The sequence below is a fragment of the Leptothrix cholodnii SP-6 genome (genome assembly GCF_000019785.1).
GTDB classification, from domain to species: Bacteria; Pseudomonadota; Gammaproteobacteria; order Burkholderiales; family Burkholderiaceae_C; genus Sphaerotilus; species Sphaerotilus cholodnii.
Genome location: NC_010524.1, coordinates 841168 through 858407, shown reverse-complemented (window position 1 = coordinate 858407; position 17240 = coordinate 841168). Strand labels below are relative to the sequence as shown.

General features: G+C 66.9%; 20 protein-coding genes and 1 pseudogene. 12 read left to right on the top strand and 9 right to left on the bottom strand.

The genetic code is table 11. The annotated features are described in order from the left end of the window. Positions 1-6 precede the first annotated feature (6 nt). From LCHO_RS03990 to LCHO_RS03955, 9 genes and pseudogenes are all read left to right on the top strand, one after another. Positions 7-1266 carry an aromatic ring-hydroxylating dioxygenase subunit alpha gene (locus tag LCHO_RS03990; protein WP_012345831.1) on the top strand — a complete coding sequence of 420 codons (1260 nt, stop codon included), beginning with the start codon at positions 7-9 and terminating at the stop codon, positions 1264-1266. Between the two features lie 3 nt (positions 1267-1269). Further along, positions 1270-1752 (top strand): aromatic-ring-hydroxylating dioxygenase subunit beta, encoded by a 483-nt coding sequence (locus tag LCHO_RS03985; protein WP_012345830.1) that lies wholly within the window; start codon positions 1270-1272, stop codon positions 1750-1752. Between the two features lie 8 nt (positions 1753-1760). Continuing rightward, positions 1761-2078: a non-heme iron oxygenase ferredoxin subunit gene (locus LCHO_RS03980; RefSeq protein WP_012345829.1), complete on the top strand. Its 318-nt coding sequence runs from the start codon at positions 1761-1763 to the stop codon at positions 2076-2078. Between the two features lie 75 nt (positions 2079-2153). Continuing rightward, positions 2154-3314: an ABC transporter substrate-binding protein gene (locus LCHO_RS03975; protein WP_012345828.1), complete on the top strand. Its 1161-nt coding sequence runs from the start codon at positions 2154-2156 to the stop codon at positions 3312-3314. Positions 3315-3324: 10 nt separating this feature from the next. Further along, complete coding sequence (locus tag LCHO_RS03970) at positions 3325-4245, top strand: branched-chain amino acid ABC transporter permease (RefSeq protein ID WP_012345827.1); 921 nt, start codon at positions 3325-3327, stop codon at positions 4243-4245. 12 nt (positions 4246-4257) lie between these two features. After that, positions 4258-5265, top strand: coding sequence for a branched-chain amino acid ABC transporter permease (locus tag LCHO_RS03965; RefSeq protein WP_012345826.1), 1008 nt, complete (start codon positions 4258-4260; stop codon positions 5263-5265). Between the two features lie 65 nt (positions 5266-5330). Beyond that, positions 5331-5777: pseudogene (locus tag LCHO_RS24280) on the top strand (ATP-binding cassette domain-containing protein); the annotation flags it as partial. Between the two features lie 6 nt (positions 5778-5783). Next, positions 5784-6011 (top strand): ABC transporter ATP-binding protein C-terminal domain-containing protein, encoded by a 228-nt coding sequence (locus tag LCHO_RS24275; RefSeq protein ID WP_420805703.1) that lies wholly within the window; start codon positions 5784-5786, stop codon positions 6009-6011. 10 nt (positions 6012-6021) lie between these two features. Continuing rightward, the gene (locus LCHO_RS03955; RefSeq protein ID WP_012345824.1) at positions 6022-6741 is read left to right on the top strand and encodes an ABC transporter ATP-binding protein; all 720 of its coding nucleotides are present in this window, start codon (positions 6022-6024) and stop codon (positions 6739-6741) included. Positions 6742-6815: 74 nt separating this feature from the next. Here LCHO_RS03955 and ypfH read toward each other — a convergent pair whose 3' ends face one another. Together ypfH and LCHO_RS03945 are read right to left on the bottom strand one after the other, a co-directional pair. Then, positions 6816-7436 carry an esterase gene (ypfH, locus tag LCHO_RS03950; protein ID WP_012345823.1) on the bottom strand — a complete coding sequence of 207 codons (621 nt, stop codon included), beginning with the start codon at positions 7434-7436 and terminating at the stop codon, positions 6816-6818. An 83-nt stretch (positions 7437-7519) separates the two neighbouring features. Next, complete coding sequence (locus LCHO_RS03945; RefSeq protein WP_012345822.1) at positions 7520-8152, bottom strand: NADPH-dependent F420 reductase; 633 nt, start codon at positions 8150-8152, stop codon at positions 7520-7522. Between the two features lie 121 nt (positions 8153-8273). On the opposite strand from LCHO_RS03945, the gene LCHO_RS03940 reads away from it, so the two are divergent. Genes LCHO_RS03940 through LCHO_RS23280 form a run of 3 tightly spaced genes read left to right on the top strand, consistent with a single transcriptional unit; the run spans position 8274 to position 9570 of the window. Beyond that, entirely contained in the window at positions 8274-9023 is a 750-nt protein-coding gene (locus LCHO_RS03940; RefSeq protein ID WP_338033654.1) for a LysR family transcriptional regulator, read from the top strand. Beyond that, complete coding sequence (locus LCHO_RS24235) at positions 8930-9178, top strand: LysR substrate-binding domain-containing protein (protein WP_338033670.1); 249 nt, start codon at positions 8930-8932, stop codon at positions 9176-9178. Before LCHO_RS03940 ends, LCHO_RS24235 begins: the two co-directional genes overlap by 94 nt. Continuing rightward, positions 9166-9570: a hypothetical protein gene (locus LCHO_RS23280; protein ID WP_150105410.1), complete on the top strand. Its 405-nt coding sequence runs from the start codon at positions 9166-9168 to the stop codon at positions 9568-9570. Before LCHO_RS24235 ends, LCHO_RS23280 begins: the two co-directional genes overlap by 13 nt. Before the next feature lie 235 nt (positions 9571-9805). Here the strand turns inward: LCHO_RS23280 and LCHO_RS03930 are convergent, their stop codons facing one another. The 7 genes from LCHO_RS03930 to LCHO_RS03900 form a co-directional block, all read right to left on the bottom strand. Next, on the bottom strand, positions 9806-10771 hold the full coding sequence (locus LCHO_RS03930) for a relaxase/mobilization nuclease domain-containing protein (protein ID WP_012345820.1): 966 nt from the start codon (positions 10769-10771) through the stop codon (positions 9806-9808). Between the two features lie 16 nt (positions 10772-10787). Beyond that, positions 10788-11360 (bottom strand): hypothetical protein, encoded by a 573-nt coding sequence (locus LCHO_RS03925; RefSeq protein WP_012345819.1) that lies wholly within the window; start codon positions 11358-11360, stop codon positions 10788-10790. A 286-nt stretch (positions 11361-11646) separates the two neighbouring features. After that, the gene (locus LCHO_RS03920; protein ID WP_012345818.1) at positions 11647-12609 is read right to left on the bottom strand and encodes a ParB/RepB/Spo0J family partition protein; all 963 of its coding nucleotides are present in this window, start codon (positions 12607-12609) and stop codon (positions 11647-11649) included. Further along, the gene (locus tag LCHO_RS03915; RefSeq protein WP_012345817.1) at positions 12593-13438 is read right to left on the bottom strand and encodes a ParA family protein; all 846 of its coding nucleotides are present in this window, start codon (positions 13436-13438) and stop codon (positions 12593-12595) included. The genes LCHO_RS03920 and LCHO_RS03915 overlap by 17 nt, the downstream gene beginning before the upstream one ends. Positions 13439-13727: 289 nt before the next feature. Further along, positions 13728-14615: a DUF932 domain-containing protein gene (locus tag LCHO_RS03910; protein WP_012345816.1), complete on the bottom strand. Its 888-nt coding sequence runs from the start codon at positions 14613-14615 to the stop codon at positions 13728-13730. A 73-nt stretch (positions 14616-14688) separates the two neighbouring features. Then, on the bottom strand, positions 14689-15174 hold the full coding sequence (locus LCHO_RS03905) for a single-stranded DNA-binding protein (protein ID WP_012345815.1): 486 nt from the start codon (positions 15172-15174) through the stop codon (positions 14689-14691). Positions 15175-15958: 784 nt separating this feature from the next. Continuing rightward, positions 15959-17142, bottom strand: a protein-coding gene (locus tag LCHO_RS03900; RefSeq protein ID WP_223210436.1) for an IS3 family transposase whose coding sequence is annotated in 2 segments (ribosomal slippage) — positions 15959-16872 and positions 16872-17142 — 1185 coding nt in all. Because the reading frame shifts where the segments join, the coding sequence is not laid out codon by codon here. Positions 17143-17240: the final 98 nt, after the last annotated feature.

Below are 17240 nucleotides of genomic sequence, written 5' to 3'. Positions count from 1 at the left end.
ACAAGCATGAGCGAGACATCGACGGTCTTTCCGACCGAGGCGCACTGGGAGGGCGACGGCACGCACCGCATCCCATTCGTGGCTTACACCAGCGACGAGATCTACAAGAAGGAGCTCGAACGCTTCTTCTACAACAGCCATTGGTGCTACGTCGGCCTGGAGGCCGAGGTGCCGAATCCGGGCGACTACAAGCGCACGGTGATCGGCGAACGTTCGGTGATCCTGGTGCGCGATGCCGACGGCGCGATCAACGTGGTCGAGAACGTCTGCGCGCACCGCGGCATGCGCTTCTGCCGCGAGCGTCACGGCAACAGCAAGGAATTCGTCTGCCCGTATCACCAGTGGAACTACACGCTCAAGGGCGATCTGCAGGGCGTGCCGTTTCGCCGCGGCGTCAAGCAGGACGGCCAGGTGCACGGCGGCATGCCGGCAGATTTCAAGACCACCGATCACGGCTTGACCAAGCTGAAGGTCGCCAGCCGCGGCGGGGTCGTGTTCGCGTCCTTCGACCATGAGGTCGAGTCTCTGGAGGACTACCTCGGCCCGACCATCCTCGGCTACTTCGATCGCCTCTTCAACGGCCGCAAGCTCAAGATCCTGGGCTACAACCGCCAGCGCATCCCGGGCAACTGGAAGCTGATGCAGGAGAACATCAAGGACCCGTATCACCCGGGCCTGCTGCACACCTGGTTCGTCACCTTCGGCCTCTGGCGCGCCGACAACAAGTCGCAACTGAGGATGGACGACAAGCACCGCCATGCGGCGATGATCTCGACGCGCGGCCAGGGCGGCAAGGCCGGGCAGGTGACGCAGGTGTCGAGCTTCAAGGAAGAGATGAAGCTCAACGACCCGAGCTTCATCGACATCGTGCCCGAGCCCTGGTGGGGCGGGCCGACGGCGGTGATGACGACGATCTTCCCGAGCGTGATCCTGCAGCAGCAGGTCAACAGCGTCAGCACCCGCCACATCCAGCCCGACGGCCACGGCAGCTTCGACTTCGTCTGGACGCATTTCGGCTTCGAGGACGACAGCGAAGAGATGACGCAGCGCCGGCTGACCCAGGCCAACCTGTTCGGCCCGGCCGGCTTCGTCTCGGCCGACGACGGCGAGGTGATCGAGTTCTCGCAGCAGGCCTTCGAGAGCAAGCCCTTCCACCGCGCCGTCGCCGAACTGGGCGGGCACACGGTCGAGAACACCGAACACATGGTGACCGAGACGCTGATCCGCGGCATGTACCGCTACTGGCGCGACGTGATGGAGGCCTGAGCCATGAGCACGAACATCCCCTTCGAAGACTGGCTCGCATTGACCCAGCTGCACGCCGACTACGCCAGCGCGGTCGATTCCGGCAACTGGGACCTGTGGCCCGAGTTCTTCGCCGACGACTGCATCTACCGACTGCAGCCGCGCGAGAACCACGAGCGCGGCTTCCCGCTGGCCACGCTGTCGTTCAGCAGCAAGGGCATGCTGAAAGACCGCATCTACGGCATCCGGGAGACGCTGTTCCACGATCCCTATTACCAGCGCCACGTGGTCGGCCTGCCGGTGATCCGCAGCGTGGCCGAAGGCCGCATCAGCTGCGAGTCGAACTACGCGGTGTTCCGCACCAAGCTGTCGGAGCCCTCGACCGTGTTCAACGTCGGCCGCTACCTGGACACGGTGGTGCGCACCCAGGCCGGATTGAAGTTCGCATCACGTGTATGCATCTACGACACCGAGATGATCCCCAATTCGATCATCTATCCCATCTGAGGCCGACGATGAGCAACACCAACTGGGTCGACGCACTGTCGGCCGATGATCTGCCTGCCGACGACGTCATCGGCGTCGTCGTCGCCGGCCGCGACATCGCGGTCTACACCGTGGGTGACGAGGTCTACGCCACCGACAACATCTGCACGCACGGGCAGGCGCGCCTGTGCGACGGCTTCCTCGAAGGCCACGAGATCGAGTGCCCGCTGCACCAGGGCAAGTTCGACGTGCGTGATGGCAAGCCGACCTGTGCACCGGTGACCGATGCATTGCGCAGCTACCCCGTGAAGATCGAGGGTCAGCGCGTGTACCTGCAGCTCGACTGAATTCCCCCGACTCTTTCCATCCGGTGCCGATCCAGACGGCACCGGGGATTCGTTCGCCCGTACAAGGAGACAGAGATGACTTTTCGCACTGCTCGCTGTGCCGTGATTGCCACCGCCTGCACCGCCTTCATGGCGGCTGCAAACGCGGCAACCATCGGCTTCATGGCCCCATTGTCCGGACCGCAGGCGCTCGTCGGCCAGGACCAGATCGACGGCTTCATGCTCGCTGTCGAACAGTTCGGCGGCAAACTCGGCGGTCAACCGACCACCGTGCTGAAGGAGGACGATCAGCTCAAGCCTGAAATCGGCCAGCAGATCGTGCGCAAGCTGATCGACAAGGACAAGGTCGACGCGATCGTCGGGCTGTCGTTCTCGAACGTGCTGATGGCCAGCCTGCCGCGGCTGGCCGAGTCGGGCGTGGTCGCCATCACCACCAATGCCGGGCCGTCGCCTCTTGCCGGCGCCCAGTGCAAGGCCAATGTGTTTTCTCTGGCCTGGCAGAACGATGGTGCGGCCGAATCGATGGGCAAGTTCGCCCAGGATCGAGGCATCAAGCGCATCTACCTGATGGCGCCGAACTACCAGGCCGGCAAGGACATGCTGGCCGGATTCAAGCGGTTCTACAAGGGAGAGGTCGTCGACGAGGTCTACACGCAGGTCAACCAGCCCGACTATTCGGCCGAGCTGGCGCAGCTTCAGGCCGCCAAGCCCGACGCCGTGTTCGTCTTCTACCCGGGCGGCATGGGCATCAACTTCGTGAAGCAGATGGGCCAGGCCGGCATGACCGGCAAGGTGCCGCTGTACTCCGTCTTCACGGTCGACGGCACGACACTGCCGTCACTGCGCGAGGCAGCAGTCGGGACGATCAGTGGCGCGATGTATGACGCAGCCCTCGACACAGCCGAGAACCGCAAGTTCGTGGCTGCCTTCGAGAGCAAGTACAAACGCACGCCCAGTCTGTATGCCGCGACCGGTTTCGATGCGGCCACGCTGCTGGATGTCGCGTTGCGCAAGGCCGGTGGCGACAGCAAGAAGCTCGCCGCGGCGGTGAAGGCCGCCGGAGCCGAGTTCAAGTCCGTGCGGGGTCCGTTCCGCTTCGGCAAGAACAACATGCCGATCCAGGACTACTACGCTTTCGAGACCACGCGCACCGGCGGCAAGCTCGCCACCAGGCTGATCGGCACGCCGCTGGCGGCTCACGCCGATCCGTACGCCACGCAGTGCACGCTGCCCTGAGGGGATCGAGATGAGTGCAACGCTGCTGTTGGCTCAGCTGCTCAACGGCCTGCAGTACGGCGTCCTGCTGTTCCTGCTGGCGGCGGGCCTGACGCTGGTGTTCGGGATCATGAGCTTCGTGAACCTGGCCCATGGCTCTCTGTACATGCTGGGCGCCTATGCGGCAGCGATTGCCTATGACGCCACGGGCTCCTTCGTGCTGGCGATTCTGGCGGCCATGGGCACAGCCTTGCTGATCGGCCTGGTGCTGGAGGTGTCGATCGTCTCGCGCCTGTATCGGCGAGATCACCTCGACCATGTGCTCGCGACCTTCGGACTCGTGATGTTCTTCAACGAGATGGTGCGGATGGTGTGGGGACCACAACCCCTGTTTGTCCAGGTGCCGGAGGTGCTGAGCGGGACGGTCGATATCGTCGGGTTCAGCTACCCGTCCTATCGCTTCGCCATCATCTTCACCGGATTGCTGGTCGCGGTGGGCTCACATCTGCTCATCAACAAGACGCGCATCGGCATGCTGATCCGCGCTGGCGCTCAGAACCCGCAACTGGTCGGTGCCCTCGGCGTGAACATCGGCCTGCTCAATGCCATGCTCTTCGGTGTGGGCGCCATGCTCGCCGGCCTGGCAGGGGCGATGGCCGGTCCCGTGCTGTCGGTGCAATCGGGCATGGGCGAACCGGTACTGATCACCACGCTGGTGGTGATCGTGATCGGCGGCATCGGTTCTGTCAGCGGCGCGCTTTACGCCGCACTCATCGTCGGCCTGGTGGATACGCTCGGACGGGTGTTCCTGCCCCTGCTGCTGCGGCAGGTCGCCGAACGCTCGATCGCCGACGCGGCCGGCCCGGCACTGGCCTCGATGAGCATCTACCTGCTGATGGCGCTGGTCCTCGCACTGCGCCCTCAGGGTCTCTTTCCCGCCCGTCGCAGCTGACAGGAGTCGCACATGACACTCAACCTGACTCGTCCGGCCACGGCGATCCCGCTGCTGCTCTTCATCGGCCTCGCGACCGTGCCGTTCATCGCCAGTGCGCTGGAACAACCCTTCTGGACCTCGTTCTTCGCGCGCATCGTCATCTACGCCATCGCCGCGACGGCGCTCAACCTGGCGCTGGGCTACGGCGGGCTCGTCAGCTTCGGGCACGCGCTCTTTCTCGGCCTGGGCAGCTACGCCGTCGCGTTGCCGGCCTTCCACGGCATTGAAAGCGGGTGGGTGCACCTGGCACTGTGTCTGGTGGTCTGCAGCGTGGGGGCACTGGTGATCGGTGCGATCAGTCTGCGGACATCCGGAATGGCTTTCATCATGATCACGCTCGCATTTGCACAGATGGGCTACTTCCTGCTCGTTAGCCTCAAGCAGTACGGTGGGGACGATGGACTTGCCGTCTCGACCACCAGCGCGTTCGGCTCGGTGAACCTCGGCTCGTCACACGTGCTGTACGCCGCGGCATGGGCCGTTCTCGCCATGGTCACATGGTGGATGGCACGCCTTCGATCGGCGCCGTTCGGCATGGCCCTTCGGGGCGCACGCCAGAACGCGCGGCGCATCAACGCGATCGGACTGCAGGCGCAGAAGCTGCAGCTGGTTGCCTTCATCATCTCCGGCGCCATCAGTGGTGTGGCGGGTCTGCTGCTCGCCAACCTGAACGCGTATGCATCGCCCAGTTCGATGGCCTGGACCGTCTCCGGCGAGCTGATCGTGATGGTGGTGCTGGGTGGCATCGGAACGGTGTTCGGTCCGCTGGTCGGTGCCTTGCTCTTCCTCGGCCTGGAAGAGGTGCTCAAGGGTCTCACCGAACACTGGATGGCAATCTTCGGTCCACTGATCGTGCTGATGGCGCTGGTCGGGCGGCGCGGCGCTGTCGGCCTGCTGGAGAGCCTCGGCAATTGGAAGCGTTCGACCGCAGGACACGCCGAGTCGGCGGCACCTGTCATTGCCGATGGAGGTGCGTGATGGTGGCGCTGCAGACAGAAGGATTGGTCAAGCGCTTCGGGGCGCTGCTGGTGACGGATCATGTGTCGCTCGACATCCGTCCCGGTGAACTCCACGCGGTGATCGGCCCGAATGGCGCCGGCAAGACGACGCTGATCAACCAGTTGAGCGGCGAACTCCAGCCCAGCGAAGGGCGCATCCGCCTCGACGGACACGACATCGGCGCCCTGTCGGTCGCTCAGCGGGCCCGCGCCGGCCTGCTGCGTTCGTACCAGATCACGTCGATCTTCGACGAGTTCTCGGTGCGCGAGAACGCGACGCTCGCAACCCTGGGCGCCAAGCGAAACGCCTGGCGATTCTGGCGGCCGATGCTCGCCGATGCGGCGGTTCGCTCGGCTGCTGACGAGGCGATCGCCGCGGCGGGTCTGACCGCGCAGGCCGACATCCCTGCGGGAGAGCTGGCCTATGGTCAGCGACGCCAGCTTGAACTGGCGATGGCACTCGCAGCGCAGCCGAAGTTCCTGCTGCTCGACGAACCGATGGCCGGCATGAGCGTGCAGGAATCGGCTGCCGTCATCGCCTTGCTGCACAGCCTGAAGCGCCGGTACACGATCCTGCTGGTCGAGCACGACATGGATGCGGTCTTCTCACTGGCCGATCGAATCACCGTGCTGGTCTACGGCCGCGTGCTGTTCACCGGCACGCCTGCCGAGATCCGTGCACATCCCGAGGTTCGCGCCGTCTATCTCGGCGAAGAAGCCGACTGAAGGCCCAACCATGAATCAACCCTACCTCTGCGTGCGTGGCTTGCAGGCCAGTTATGGCCGCGCGCAAGTGCTCTTCGACGTGTCGTTCGATGTCTTTCCTGGACAAGTCATCACGCTGCTGGGTCGCAATGGCATGGGTCGCTCGACCACCATCAAGTGCCTGTTCGGCATGCTGCCCGCCACCGGCGGGGCGATTGAAGTCGACGGACTGCAGACCATCGGACAGCCTTCTCATCGAATCGCTCGCAGAGGGCTCGCGCTGGTACCGGAGGGGCGTCAAATCTTCACCGACCTCACGGTCGAGGAAAACCTGATTGCCACTGCAAGGCCCTCTCGTTCAGACAGTGGTACGAACGCCTGGACGCTCGATCGGGTCTACACCTTCTGGCCCAGGCTGAAGGAGCGTCGAAACAACCTCGGCTGGCAACTCTCGGGCGGAGAGCAGCAGATGCTCGCCATCGGCCGGGCCTTGATGACCAATCCCCGACTGCTGGTTCTCGACGAGGCAACCGAAGGCCTGGCCCCAGTGATCCGGGAGGAAATCTGGCGCACGCTGGCCGAGCTGAAACGCACGGGCCTGGCCCAGATCGTCATCGACAAGAACGTGAGGCGATTGCTCGGCCTGGCGGACCGGCACTATGTGCTCGAGAAGGGCCGTGTCGTGTGGCATGGGGACTCCGATGCCCTGCGGGCGCAGCCCGACATCGTCCACCAATACCTCGGCGTCTGACGACCTGGAACGCCAAGGCATCCTTCTCGCGTCCTTCTTCGTCGAGATCGGGTGATCTGTCCGTCAGACAGGCCCTAATCGCGAAGCCGCTCGACGATCTTGTCCAGCACGCGGGTGTCGATGCCATGACCGAGGCCGGGGAAGCGGTCGAGCGTGGCCTGGGCACCCAGCCCCTGCAACTGCGCCAGCGCGTCGACGCTCAAGCGCACGGGCATCACGGGGTCAGCGTCACCGTGCATCAGGTGAACCTGCGTGGACGCAGGCGCGACCCGCGGCGGCTGGGCGTAGCGGCCGGCGATCGCCACGATGCGCGCGGCGAGCGGCGTCGGTTGTTGGGTGGACTCCAGCGCCATGATCGCGCCCTGCGAGAAGCCCAGCAACGTCGTGGCGGCCGCGCTCAAGCCGGTCTCCTGCTGCCAGTGCTGCACCGTGGCGACGAAGCGCGACATCGTCGCGGCGACGCGGTCCGGGCGGTTGGCCTCGGTCACGCCCTGCACCGAGAACCACTGCCAGCCCGAGCCGAAGTCAGATGCATCGGGAGAGCGCACGCTGACGATGCAGGCCTGCGGCCGATGCACCGCCAAGGCCTGGCCCAGGGGGCCCAGATTCTCGGGGCTGGAACCCACGCCGTGAAAGAGCAGGACCAGCTGAGTGGCCGCCGTGGCGGGGCGATGGAGGATCAGGGCCTCTTGCATGTCGGACTCCGTGGAGATGTCAGTTGGCCCGGATGGCGGTCTGGCTCATGGAGAGGATCCAGGAAGACGCAGTCCGGGTCGATTCAGGCCTTGCGCAGCCAGGTCGGCGCAATCGCCGTGCCCAGCCCGGCGCCGTAGCCGAGGTAGATGTTCAGGCCGGCCAGCGGCTCCAGGTAGCGCGCGTTCTTCAGGCCGCCGGCATCGACGACCTCGAAGCCGAGGCTCTCGGCGATGGCGGCCGCGGTCTGCTTGGCCTGTGCACTGTCGCTGGCGACGAAGACGCTGGCCTTGCGGCCGTTGCCGAAGTCCGGCCCTTCGGTGAGCACCTGCGCGAACACGGTGTTGAAGCCCTTGACGACCTGTGCGCCCGGCACGGCTGCGGCAATCTGCTCGGCGGCCGAGGTGTCGTGGCCGATCGTCAGGCCCATGTAGTCGGCCGTCAGCGGGTTGGTGATGTCGATGATGACCTTGCCCGTCAGATCGCCCAGCGACGTGAGCGCCGCCACGGCGTCGCCGTAGCCGGTGGCCAGCACGACTGCATCGGCACCGACTGCAGCGCCGGCGGTCGGCACGGCCATCGCGCCGGGAAACTTCGCGGCGACGGCCGCCGCCTTGGCGCCATCACGCGCCGTGACGCTGACTTGGTGACCGGCGCGGGTGAGTTGCTGGACGAATGCTGAGCCCATGTTGCCGGCGCCGAGAACGGTGATCTTCATGACGTTTCCTTCAGTTGATGCAGCGGGATGGCTGCGATGGATGAACTTTAGAAGCATCGTTTCGATCGATAAACTGCCCCTCATGAGATGAACTGTCTCGTCATTCGAGACAATTGCCGCCATGGACCGATACCAAGCCCTGCAGGCCTTCGTGGCCGTGATCGACGCCGGCAGCTTCGTCGCGGGTGCCGAGGCCCTCGGGGTGTCGAAGGCGGCCATCTCGCGCCATGTCGGCGATCTGGAATCGCACCTGGGCGTGCGGCTGATGAACCGCACCACCCGCCGGCTGTCGCTGACCGTGGAGGGCGAGGTCTTCCTGGCCCGCGCCCGCGAGCTGCTCGCCGGCTTCGAGGAGGCCGAGGCCGAGATCACGTCGCACGCCGGCGAGGCGGTCGGGCAGCTCAAGGTCAACGTGCCGGTGAGTTTCGGCCTGCTGCACCTGGCGCCGCTGTGGGCCGCGTTCATGGCGCAGCATCCCAAGGTGACGCTCGACGTGACCTTGTCGGACCGCGTGGCCGACCTGGTCGACGAGGGCTACGACCTCGCGGTGCGCATCGCGCGGCTGCCGGCCTCGTCGCTGGTCAGCCGCAAGCTCACGTCGACGCGGCTGGTGCTGTGTGCCTCGCCCGACTACCTGCGCCGGCACGGCACACCGAGCCATCCGTCGGAGCTGGCCGCGCACACGGTGATGGCCTACAGCCTGCTGTCGCTGGGCGAGAACTGGGCCTTCGACGGGCCGCAGGGGCCGGTGACGGTGAAGATCACGCCACGCCACGCCTGCGCAGCAACAGCGGCGACACCTGCCGCAGCATCGCCCTGGCGCACGGCGGCATCGTGCTGCAGCCGACATTTCTGGTGGGCGCCGAGCTGATGTCGGGCGCGTTGGTCGAGGTGCTGCCGCAGTTCCGTTCGATGGAGCTGGACGTCTACGCCGTCTACCCGACGCGCAAGCACGTGACACCCAAGGTGCACATGCTGATCGACTTCCTCGTCGAGGCGTTCAGGACGCGCACTTGGCCGGCGTGATGCAAGGACGGCGGGCACCGGGAACGCGAGGCGTTCGCCCCACCCCCGCGGCACCTGCCAAGTCGTCTTCCTCGCCCTTCGCACAGGCGCTGGTTTCCGACGGCAAGGCCGGTGCCGTCGCGCTTGGCGAGACGGCACGAGTGCACGGGGTCAAGGACAGCCTCGTCGTGCCCGGAGAACGACTCGCGCAGGACTGTGAACTGACGCGTCAGTACCTTGCTCCGGCAGAAGACAGGGGCGAAGTCTTCGCGGTGAAGATCGACAACCGGCTGCACTACCCACTGGCGTTCCTGGGCGTGGACCGGGAGACATTGGCAACGGGGTGCCGCGCGCTGGGTGACCTCGACGCCAGCGAGACGTTGATGTTCTGGCCGTGTGACACGGCACCTTAGGGGAAAGGGCGTCGCCGCAGCCTTGGAGGCGGGGGTTGCCGTGGCCAAGGTGGAGCGCCCGGCTGCGGGCCAACTCCACGACGAGGTGGTTGACGCGTGCGGGGCTGACGATGCCGGTGTGCCGCGTCACACCCAATGCACCCATCCAGGCCCACAAAGGTGTTGATGGCCCTGCGCCGGGACGACCACTCTTGTGGCCGATCCGGGTGACGTCGTTGTGCACCCAAGCATCGGGTCACCGGAGACGTTCGATGTCGATGGCCCTGGACACGGGCTTGACCTCGGACGTGCGGCTCGGCTCGGCGTGTGGGCGTGCCGGCATCTCGCGGATGAACGCGGTGATCGATCGCGCCAAGTCGCGGTCGGTCGGGTCGGCCGACATGGCCAGGGCTCGGCCCACCTGCATCCAGGCTTCGGTCGCTTCGGCCCGCGTGCCACGCGGACTCGACTTGACGCTCCGACGACTGTCGGAATGCAGCCGGCCGTCCTCTCGTGCCTTGATGCGCCACAGCGCCTCCGATGTCCGCATGCTCCCCCGCGTCGCCTGCCGGCTGGCCTCGGCATCGATGCCCAGCTCGCGCAGTTTCTCGGCGAAAGTCTCGCGCCAGCGCGCCAAGTCCGCCTTGCGCGGGTTCAACCGCTTGCCGTGTCTCGACTCCGCCCGCACGCTAACGTGCACATGGGGATTGGCCTGATGGTCATGCAGCACCATCACGTACTTGTGGTCGCCGAGCTCCTCCTTCGCGAAGGCCCTGGCCGCGCGCTGCACGGCCAGCGGGTCGGTGCCTCGCGGCATCGACAGCATGATGTTGAAGGCCTCGCGCCGCTGGCCCGGCGGCGCCTCGTCTGCGATGTACGAGCCGCCGTAGCGCCAGTCGTCGACCCGGTCGTGCAGCGCCCCTTGGCCGCGCTGGACATCCCCGAGTTCGTCCTCGATGTCGAGCCGGCCGTTCTTGCTGATGTAGCGCAAGTGCGCTGCGATCGCACGCATGCCCCGCCCCCCGCCGGTCACCTTGACCATCACCTGTGGTGCGCGTCGGACCACGGTCGCCTCGATGCGTGCCCGTATCTCGCGCGCCCGCTGCCGGGGGGCCTCGGCCGACAGCTTCGGCGTTGCGCCGCGCACGATCCGGTTGCCGGGATAGAAGAGCCGGTCGCCCCACAGCACGAGGACGCCGTCGATGTTCGAAGGCAATGTCATGCCCTGCTCCTGTCGTTCACGAACGAATCGAGCGGACCGATCCGCCAGCCGCCCGCTGTGGACGCAGATCGGCCAATGCCTGCGATGCCAACCGCAGGTGAGCGCGCACCTCGTCGCCGACGCTGTCGAGCCGCTCGCGATAGACCCGGGCCGCCTGCACCTCACCACGCCCCAGTAAACGGGTCAGATGGCGGATGTCGCGGCTCAGGGTCGACAACTCCGCGTTCGAGGCGACGAGGGCGGTCAGGCTGCCAACACGATCGCCCTCCCCGCCCAATGCGGCGATGCCATCGAGCAAGCCGGCCACGTGTTCGCCAAGGCTGAGTCCGGAGCGCCGTGCGGCGTCGTTCAGGGCCAGCACATGCATGTGGTCCATGCGCAGGGACAGACGCTGCGTGCCGGTGACGGACCGGCGTGTACGCCGTCCCGTCGACTCTCGATGGCTCAACGGCTGAGCCTGCAGCGCTTCCGACAGCACCTGCCGCACGACCTCCGACGGCGACACGTGCATCGCCTCGGCCCGCGCCAGCAGCGCGGCCTTGAGCCCTTGCAGATCCACGCTGATCCGATCGCGTGAGGATGTGGCCATGTCCGAACCTCCAGACTTTCGGTGAGCAGGTCGGCCCTGTCCGACAACTGGCGCCAGTGCGCCTATCTCTGCACTCACCTCTGCATGAAGTCTGGACTCGATTCGAGTCCTTCGGAGCGATGACTTCGGGGGCAGATTCATCGACAGCAAGCCAGACGCATGCCCCTCGAAGGGTCGCCACGGCTCGCTGACCTCGCGTCGTTGTCAAACCGTTTGACGACACACCCGCTGCGCCAATCAAAAAGGGGCGCCACGAACGGCGCCCCATCCTCGATGACGTCGCGCATCAGTCAGACATGAACCCCAGCAGCTTCAGGGCCCCTGCCGGCGCCAGCACGACCTCACCGCCATCGAGCCGCTTCACGTAGACGTGTCCCAGTTGAGCCGGCGGCAGCGTCACCAGCAGCTCGCAGCGCTGCTCATTCATCTCGACCTGCAGCTTCAACGGTCCGCGGCTCTGTACGGGCATCGGGTCGGGCTGGATCACCGCCTGGGTCGGTGTCGTCGTGACGGCCTGGACGGATGCACTGAGACCACGTGGAGTTGATGGCTCTGGAGATGTCGTGACGACGACAGCGATCGGCGGCGGGTCTGCTGCGACAACGGCCAGGTCTGCCCGCAACGCCTGCACGCTGCTGCGCGTGATGTCCGATTGATCCTTTTGCCAGGCCTCGACCTGCTGCGGGTGGCCCTCGTGGAGCTTGCGCAATTCGTGCAGTTCCTTGAGCCCCCGACACCGGCCCTCCCGGTAGGCCTGCATCAGCCAGTCCGGCGGATCGATCATCGCGGTCACCAACGACACCCACTGCCGGCTCTTGCCCAGCTTGCGCGCGATCTCTGCCTGGCTCTCGCCGAGTGCCAAGCGCTTCTGCACGAACAACGCCAGTTCGAGCGGCCGCAGGCCCTCGCGCTGCTCGTTCTCGATCACCTGGTCGTAGCGGTCGGCCGTGGTATCGACGAAGACGGGAATCTGCGCATGCCCGGCCATGCGTGCTGCGCGCAGTCGCCGGGCCCCGAAGTTCAGCAGCCATCGCCCCGGCTGAGCCGGGTGCGGCCGCACCGAGATCGGCTGGCGCACGCCCCGCTCGCGAATCGTGTCGGCGAGCGCCTGCAACGAGGACTCGTCGAATTCCCGGCGTGGCTGTTCCGGATCCTCGTCGATGGCGTCGAGCGCCAGCATCAGCGGCGTGCCGCTGGCGTCGGCCGTCGGTGCATCGAGCGCCACCAGGTCCTCAAGCTGCAGGGCCATGGCTCGCCTCCTGAGCGTGTGGAGTGATGCCGCGATCGGTGCCATCCAACAGGTCGGCGATGCGGCTCAGGCTGGGCTCGATCTCGCGCCAGGCGTCGCGCGCGGCGGTCTTCTTCATTTCCCACAGCACCTCGCCAGCCGCCTGGGCCTCGGCGATGCACGAGCGCTTGGGGATGGCCGCGAAGTCACCCGGCCGCTCGCCGACGCGGATCATCAGCGGGTGGTAGCACATCACCACCTGCTGGAAATTGGCCTTCTGGAAGGGCGTGGGCTCGACCAGCGTCGGCAGCAGGCCGAGCAGGGTCAGCTTGGGGTTGAGCACCGCCTTGATCTTGCGCAAGCCCACCCGCTCGTGGTTGAGCAGGCCGGTGACGCCATCGAGCGCCTCCTGGTTGAGCTGGATCGGCGACAGCGCGAAGTCGGCCGAGACCAGTGCGGCAATGACGCGGATGTCCGGGTTGGGGTGGGTGTCGACCACGCAGACGTCGAAGGCCGCGTCGACGCTGGCCAGGAAGCTGCGAAAGCGTCGCGCGAACGGCGTGTGCTGGTCGGGCTGACGTTCCAGGTTCAGCAGCGCCCGATCGGCCGGCACGACCACGAAAGGACTCAGGGGCATCGGCGGCACCGGGCCGGTCAGCAGCGCATCGGCGGTGCAGGCCGAGGGTTCGGCCCGGCCGCTGGCGCGCAGGGGTCGCGTGAAGTTGCCCTGGTGATCGAGGTCGATCGCCAGGACGCGTCGGCCACGCTGGGCCAGGTGGTGGGCGAGCAGGGTCGCGACGGCGCTCTTGCCGACACCGCCCTTCTGGTTGCACAGGACCACGGTCTTCATGGGAGCTCTCCAGCTTCAGGGGATGAAACCGGGCCAGCAGGATGAACCGACCCGGCGCTGAACGCGTGCCCGAAGTCGAGTCGGATGCAGGGCACGGAGGCTGGCCGGCGGCTGGCCCTCGACGGGTCGCTGCCGGGCCTCGCGAGCCGGCCGCCGCGCGGCCGGCGAGCCGTTTTGGCACCCTGCCCTGCGCCCACAAACGACGAACGCGCGCCGGCTCCATCGTTGAGCCGACGCGCGTCCTTGTGCGCGATGAATCTGGGGGCCGATCCATCGCCGGGGGTATCGATCAGGCCTTCAGCTTGCGCATCTCCTCGGCCAGGATCCACAACGCGCGGTTGATGCTGACACTGCGGTCGATGCTGCCGACCGGCCGGGTCTCGATGCGGCGGCCCTGGGCACTGCGGCCGGGCAGGCCGCCTCTCAGCGCGTTCTCCTGCACGCGCTGGAAGGTGCTCCACAAGCTGGACCCGATGTCCTCGATGCGGCGCGGCCGCGTGAGCTGTTCGGCGGTGACGGGCGCCGGGCTCTGCCCATCGACGCGCTCGCCGAAACGCAGCGCCAAGGCGGCGGTGGCGAAGGCCTGTTCCTCGTCACCGTCGAGCGTGAGCGCCTTCATGGCGGTGGTGGACTCGCTGACGGCACCGAACTCGTCGAGCACGCGGTAGGCGCCCTCGATCACGTCGTGCTGGACGTTGCCCTTGTGCGGGATGCGGATGTCGTGCGCAGTCTGGCCGACCACCAGGCCGTTGCAGCAGACGAAGCGGAAGACACCCGCGAGCATCTGGTAGGCGCTGGCGCCGTCGTGGCTGTTGATCAGGATGATCTCGTGGGCCTCCGTGTCTCGACCCCGGGCCTGGACCTGGCCGGCGTGGCGCATGCGGATCAGGTGCTTGGTGTACGCGGTCTTGCCTTCGATGCGGCTCTGGCTCTGCGCGACCATGAAGGGCTCGAAGCCTTCGCGCCTGAGGCCGCGCAGCACGTCGATGGTCGGGATGTAGGTGTAGCGCTCGGAGCGGCTGGCGTGCTTGCCTTCGGCAAAGATCGACGGCGCGGCGTGGCGCATCTGCTCGTCGTCGAGCGGCGTGTCACTGCGATGAACACGGGTATTGCGGGCAAAGCGGGTCGCGAGCTGCGGGGTGTGGGCGTGGGTGTGGACGGCGGTGGTCGTGAACATGGTGATTCCTTCGGTGTGCGGTGCAGGGACCGGGCCGGTGTGGATCCGACCCGGTCGGGCTGGTGTCAGGGGGTCAGGCGGCGGCCTGGGCAGGCTGGCGGTCGCTGCGGGGCTTGTGCGCGGCGCGCGGGGCGCGGCTCGGGTGGGCGCTGGCGGCGGTGGCTGGCGTGCGCGCTTCGGTCTCGTCCGGGCTGCCTTCGCGCTCGCGGCGGGCCTCGGCCTCGGCGCGGCTGTCGAGGTAGTCGATCTCGTCGGCCGTGAAGGCCATCGTGTGCATGGTCTCACCGTCCTTCTCGTAGCGGTGGTTGCGCACCCGACCGATGATGTTGACGTGCGAGCCCTTGCCGAGGTAGCGCGCGGCGTTCTCGGCCTGGGCGCCCCACAGCGTCCACTGGATCGCGGTGGCTTCTTCGTTGCGGCTGTCGCCAGTGCCGCGGCGGTTGTTGCTGATGGCGGTGAGCACCGCGCGGGCGATCGGGCCTTCGCGGCCGTTGACGGTGTCGAGCTTGACGGCGCCGGCCAGGTGGGCGTGACGCTGGGTGACGTGGACGTGGGCCATGACCCTTCTCCTTGCACGAGACGTCGGCCGGGGCCCGATCCGGGCTGCCCTGGAAACCGATCCTCTCGCTTGGACCTTCCTCGCTCCCGCCCACGGGCGGGCGGGGGGTGGGCAGGGCCCCAGCAGCCGACGCGGTGCGCCAGTCTCCTGGCCCACCGCTGAAAGATCCCCCCACAAGTCCCCCTCGCCCACAGGACGGGGGCTTGTGGGGGGAGCGCGGTGGGCCGGTCTGGCGCAGGGCTGCCACCATCAGCGGGCGGCGCAGCGTGGCCTGGGACACGGCGGAGCCGCCCGCCAGGACCCGAACGACGGCGTCCCTGCGGCCGACGTGCCACCAAGCGACCGCACGGGCGCGACTGGCGCGGCGGTCGAGCCGGCGTGAGCCGGATCGGCTGTTGGGGCTGGAGTTCGCGCGGCCCGGCATCGGGCGTGGCGGGTGACTGGGGAGGTCGATCAGCCGCGAGGCAAGCGAAGCGCACCGACCGGCTGTTCGGCCAGCGGGCCGGCCTGGGCGGCGCAGACGCTCAGGCTCTCTTTGCGTTCGGGCCCGCGTGTCCCCGGGCACGGGAACGGGCCGCGTTCGACATGCCGCCGGCACCGCCGGCCTGGACGGATCGCGTCAGGGATGGAAGCCCGACAGGGGCGAGACTCTGGTCATGGACCGGAGGCTCGACGCGCAGCGCAACAGCCCGACCGAGCGGAGCGAGGGGGAGCCGGAGGGAGGAAGGGGAACGGGCTGCTGTGCAGCGTTATGCACAGCACGCAGTTATGAACAGTGTGCTGGTCAAGTTTTTTCGGACACCACGATAGGTTGTTTGATTGCCGATTGCTGCTCGAAGGCATTGGGTGGCAGGTTGCCCAGTTTGGAGTGCAGCCGCACGCTGTTGTAGAAGCCCACGATGTAGTCGGCGATGTCGGTCATGGCCTCGGCATGGTTGGCGTAGTCGCGCTGCCAGACCCGCTCGGTCTTGAGGCTCAGGAAGAAGCGTTCCATCACCGCGTTGTCCCAGCAGTTGCCCTTGCGGCTCATGCTGCCGACCAGGCCGTGGCGCGCCAGCAGCGCCTGATGCAACGCGCTGGCGTACTGGCTGCCTCGGTCGGAATGAACAATCAGCCCTGGCGCGGGTTGGCGCTGCGCAATGGCCAGTTGCAGCGCTGCGCACACCAACTCGGCATGCATCGTCGGCGCCATCGCCCAGCCCACGACCTTGCGGGCGTACAGGTCCAGCACCACGGCCAGGTACAGCCAGCCGCTGCGCGTGCGGATGTAGGTGATGTCGCTCACCCAGGCCTGGTTGGGGCGGCTCGGATTGAAGCGCCGTGCCAGCAGGTTGTCAGAGACGGGCAGCGCATGACCGCTGTCGGTGGTGTGCATGAACTTGCGTCGCCACAGGGCCCGCAACCTGTTCTCGCGCATCAAACGTCGCACCCGGTGGCGCCCGATGCCCAGCCCCCGAGCGCGCAGCACTGCGCACAGGCGACGGCTGCCATAGACGCGGCCGCTGGCGGCGAACTCGGCCTTCAATTGCGTGCTGACCAAGCAGGCCTTGGGCGCGAGCTTGGCGCGCTGACGGGCACCGTAGTAGCCCGAACGGCTGACGCCCAGCACGCGGCATAGACGCTCGACGGTGACGGCCTTCTTGTGCAGTTGCTCGACGAACTGGTAGCTCATCGAAGCTCGCGGGCAAAGAAGGCCGATGCTTTTTTTAAGATGTCGACGTCGCCGCGCAGTTGCTTGTTCTCGGCCTCAAGCTGGCGGATGCGTTGCTGCTCGGCGGTGAGCGGTTTGCCAATGCCGGGGCGGCCTGCAGCCTCTTCATCGGCTTGCGCCAGCCATCGCCGCACGGCCGTCTCGCCGAGCTTCATGTCGCGGCAGACGTCGCCCACGCTCAAGCCCTGCTCGCGAATCATCTGCACCACTTGCAGCTTGAATTCCGCGTTGAATGTCCTTCGTTCTCTCTTGCTCATGTTCCTCGTCCAGGTGGATTCCACCTATCGAGGTGTCCGGGAAAATTAGACCATGACACAGTTCCGGGGCTTGATTCGGCCGCAGGCCGCGATCTTCC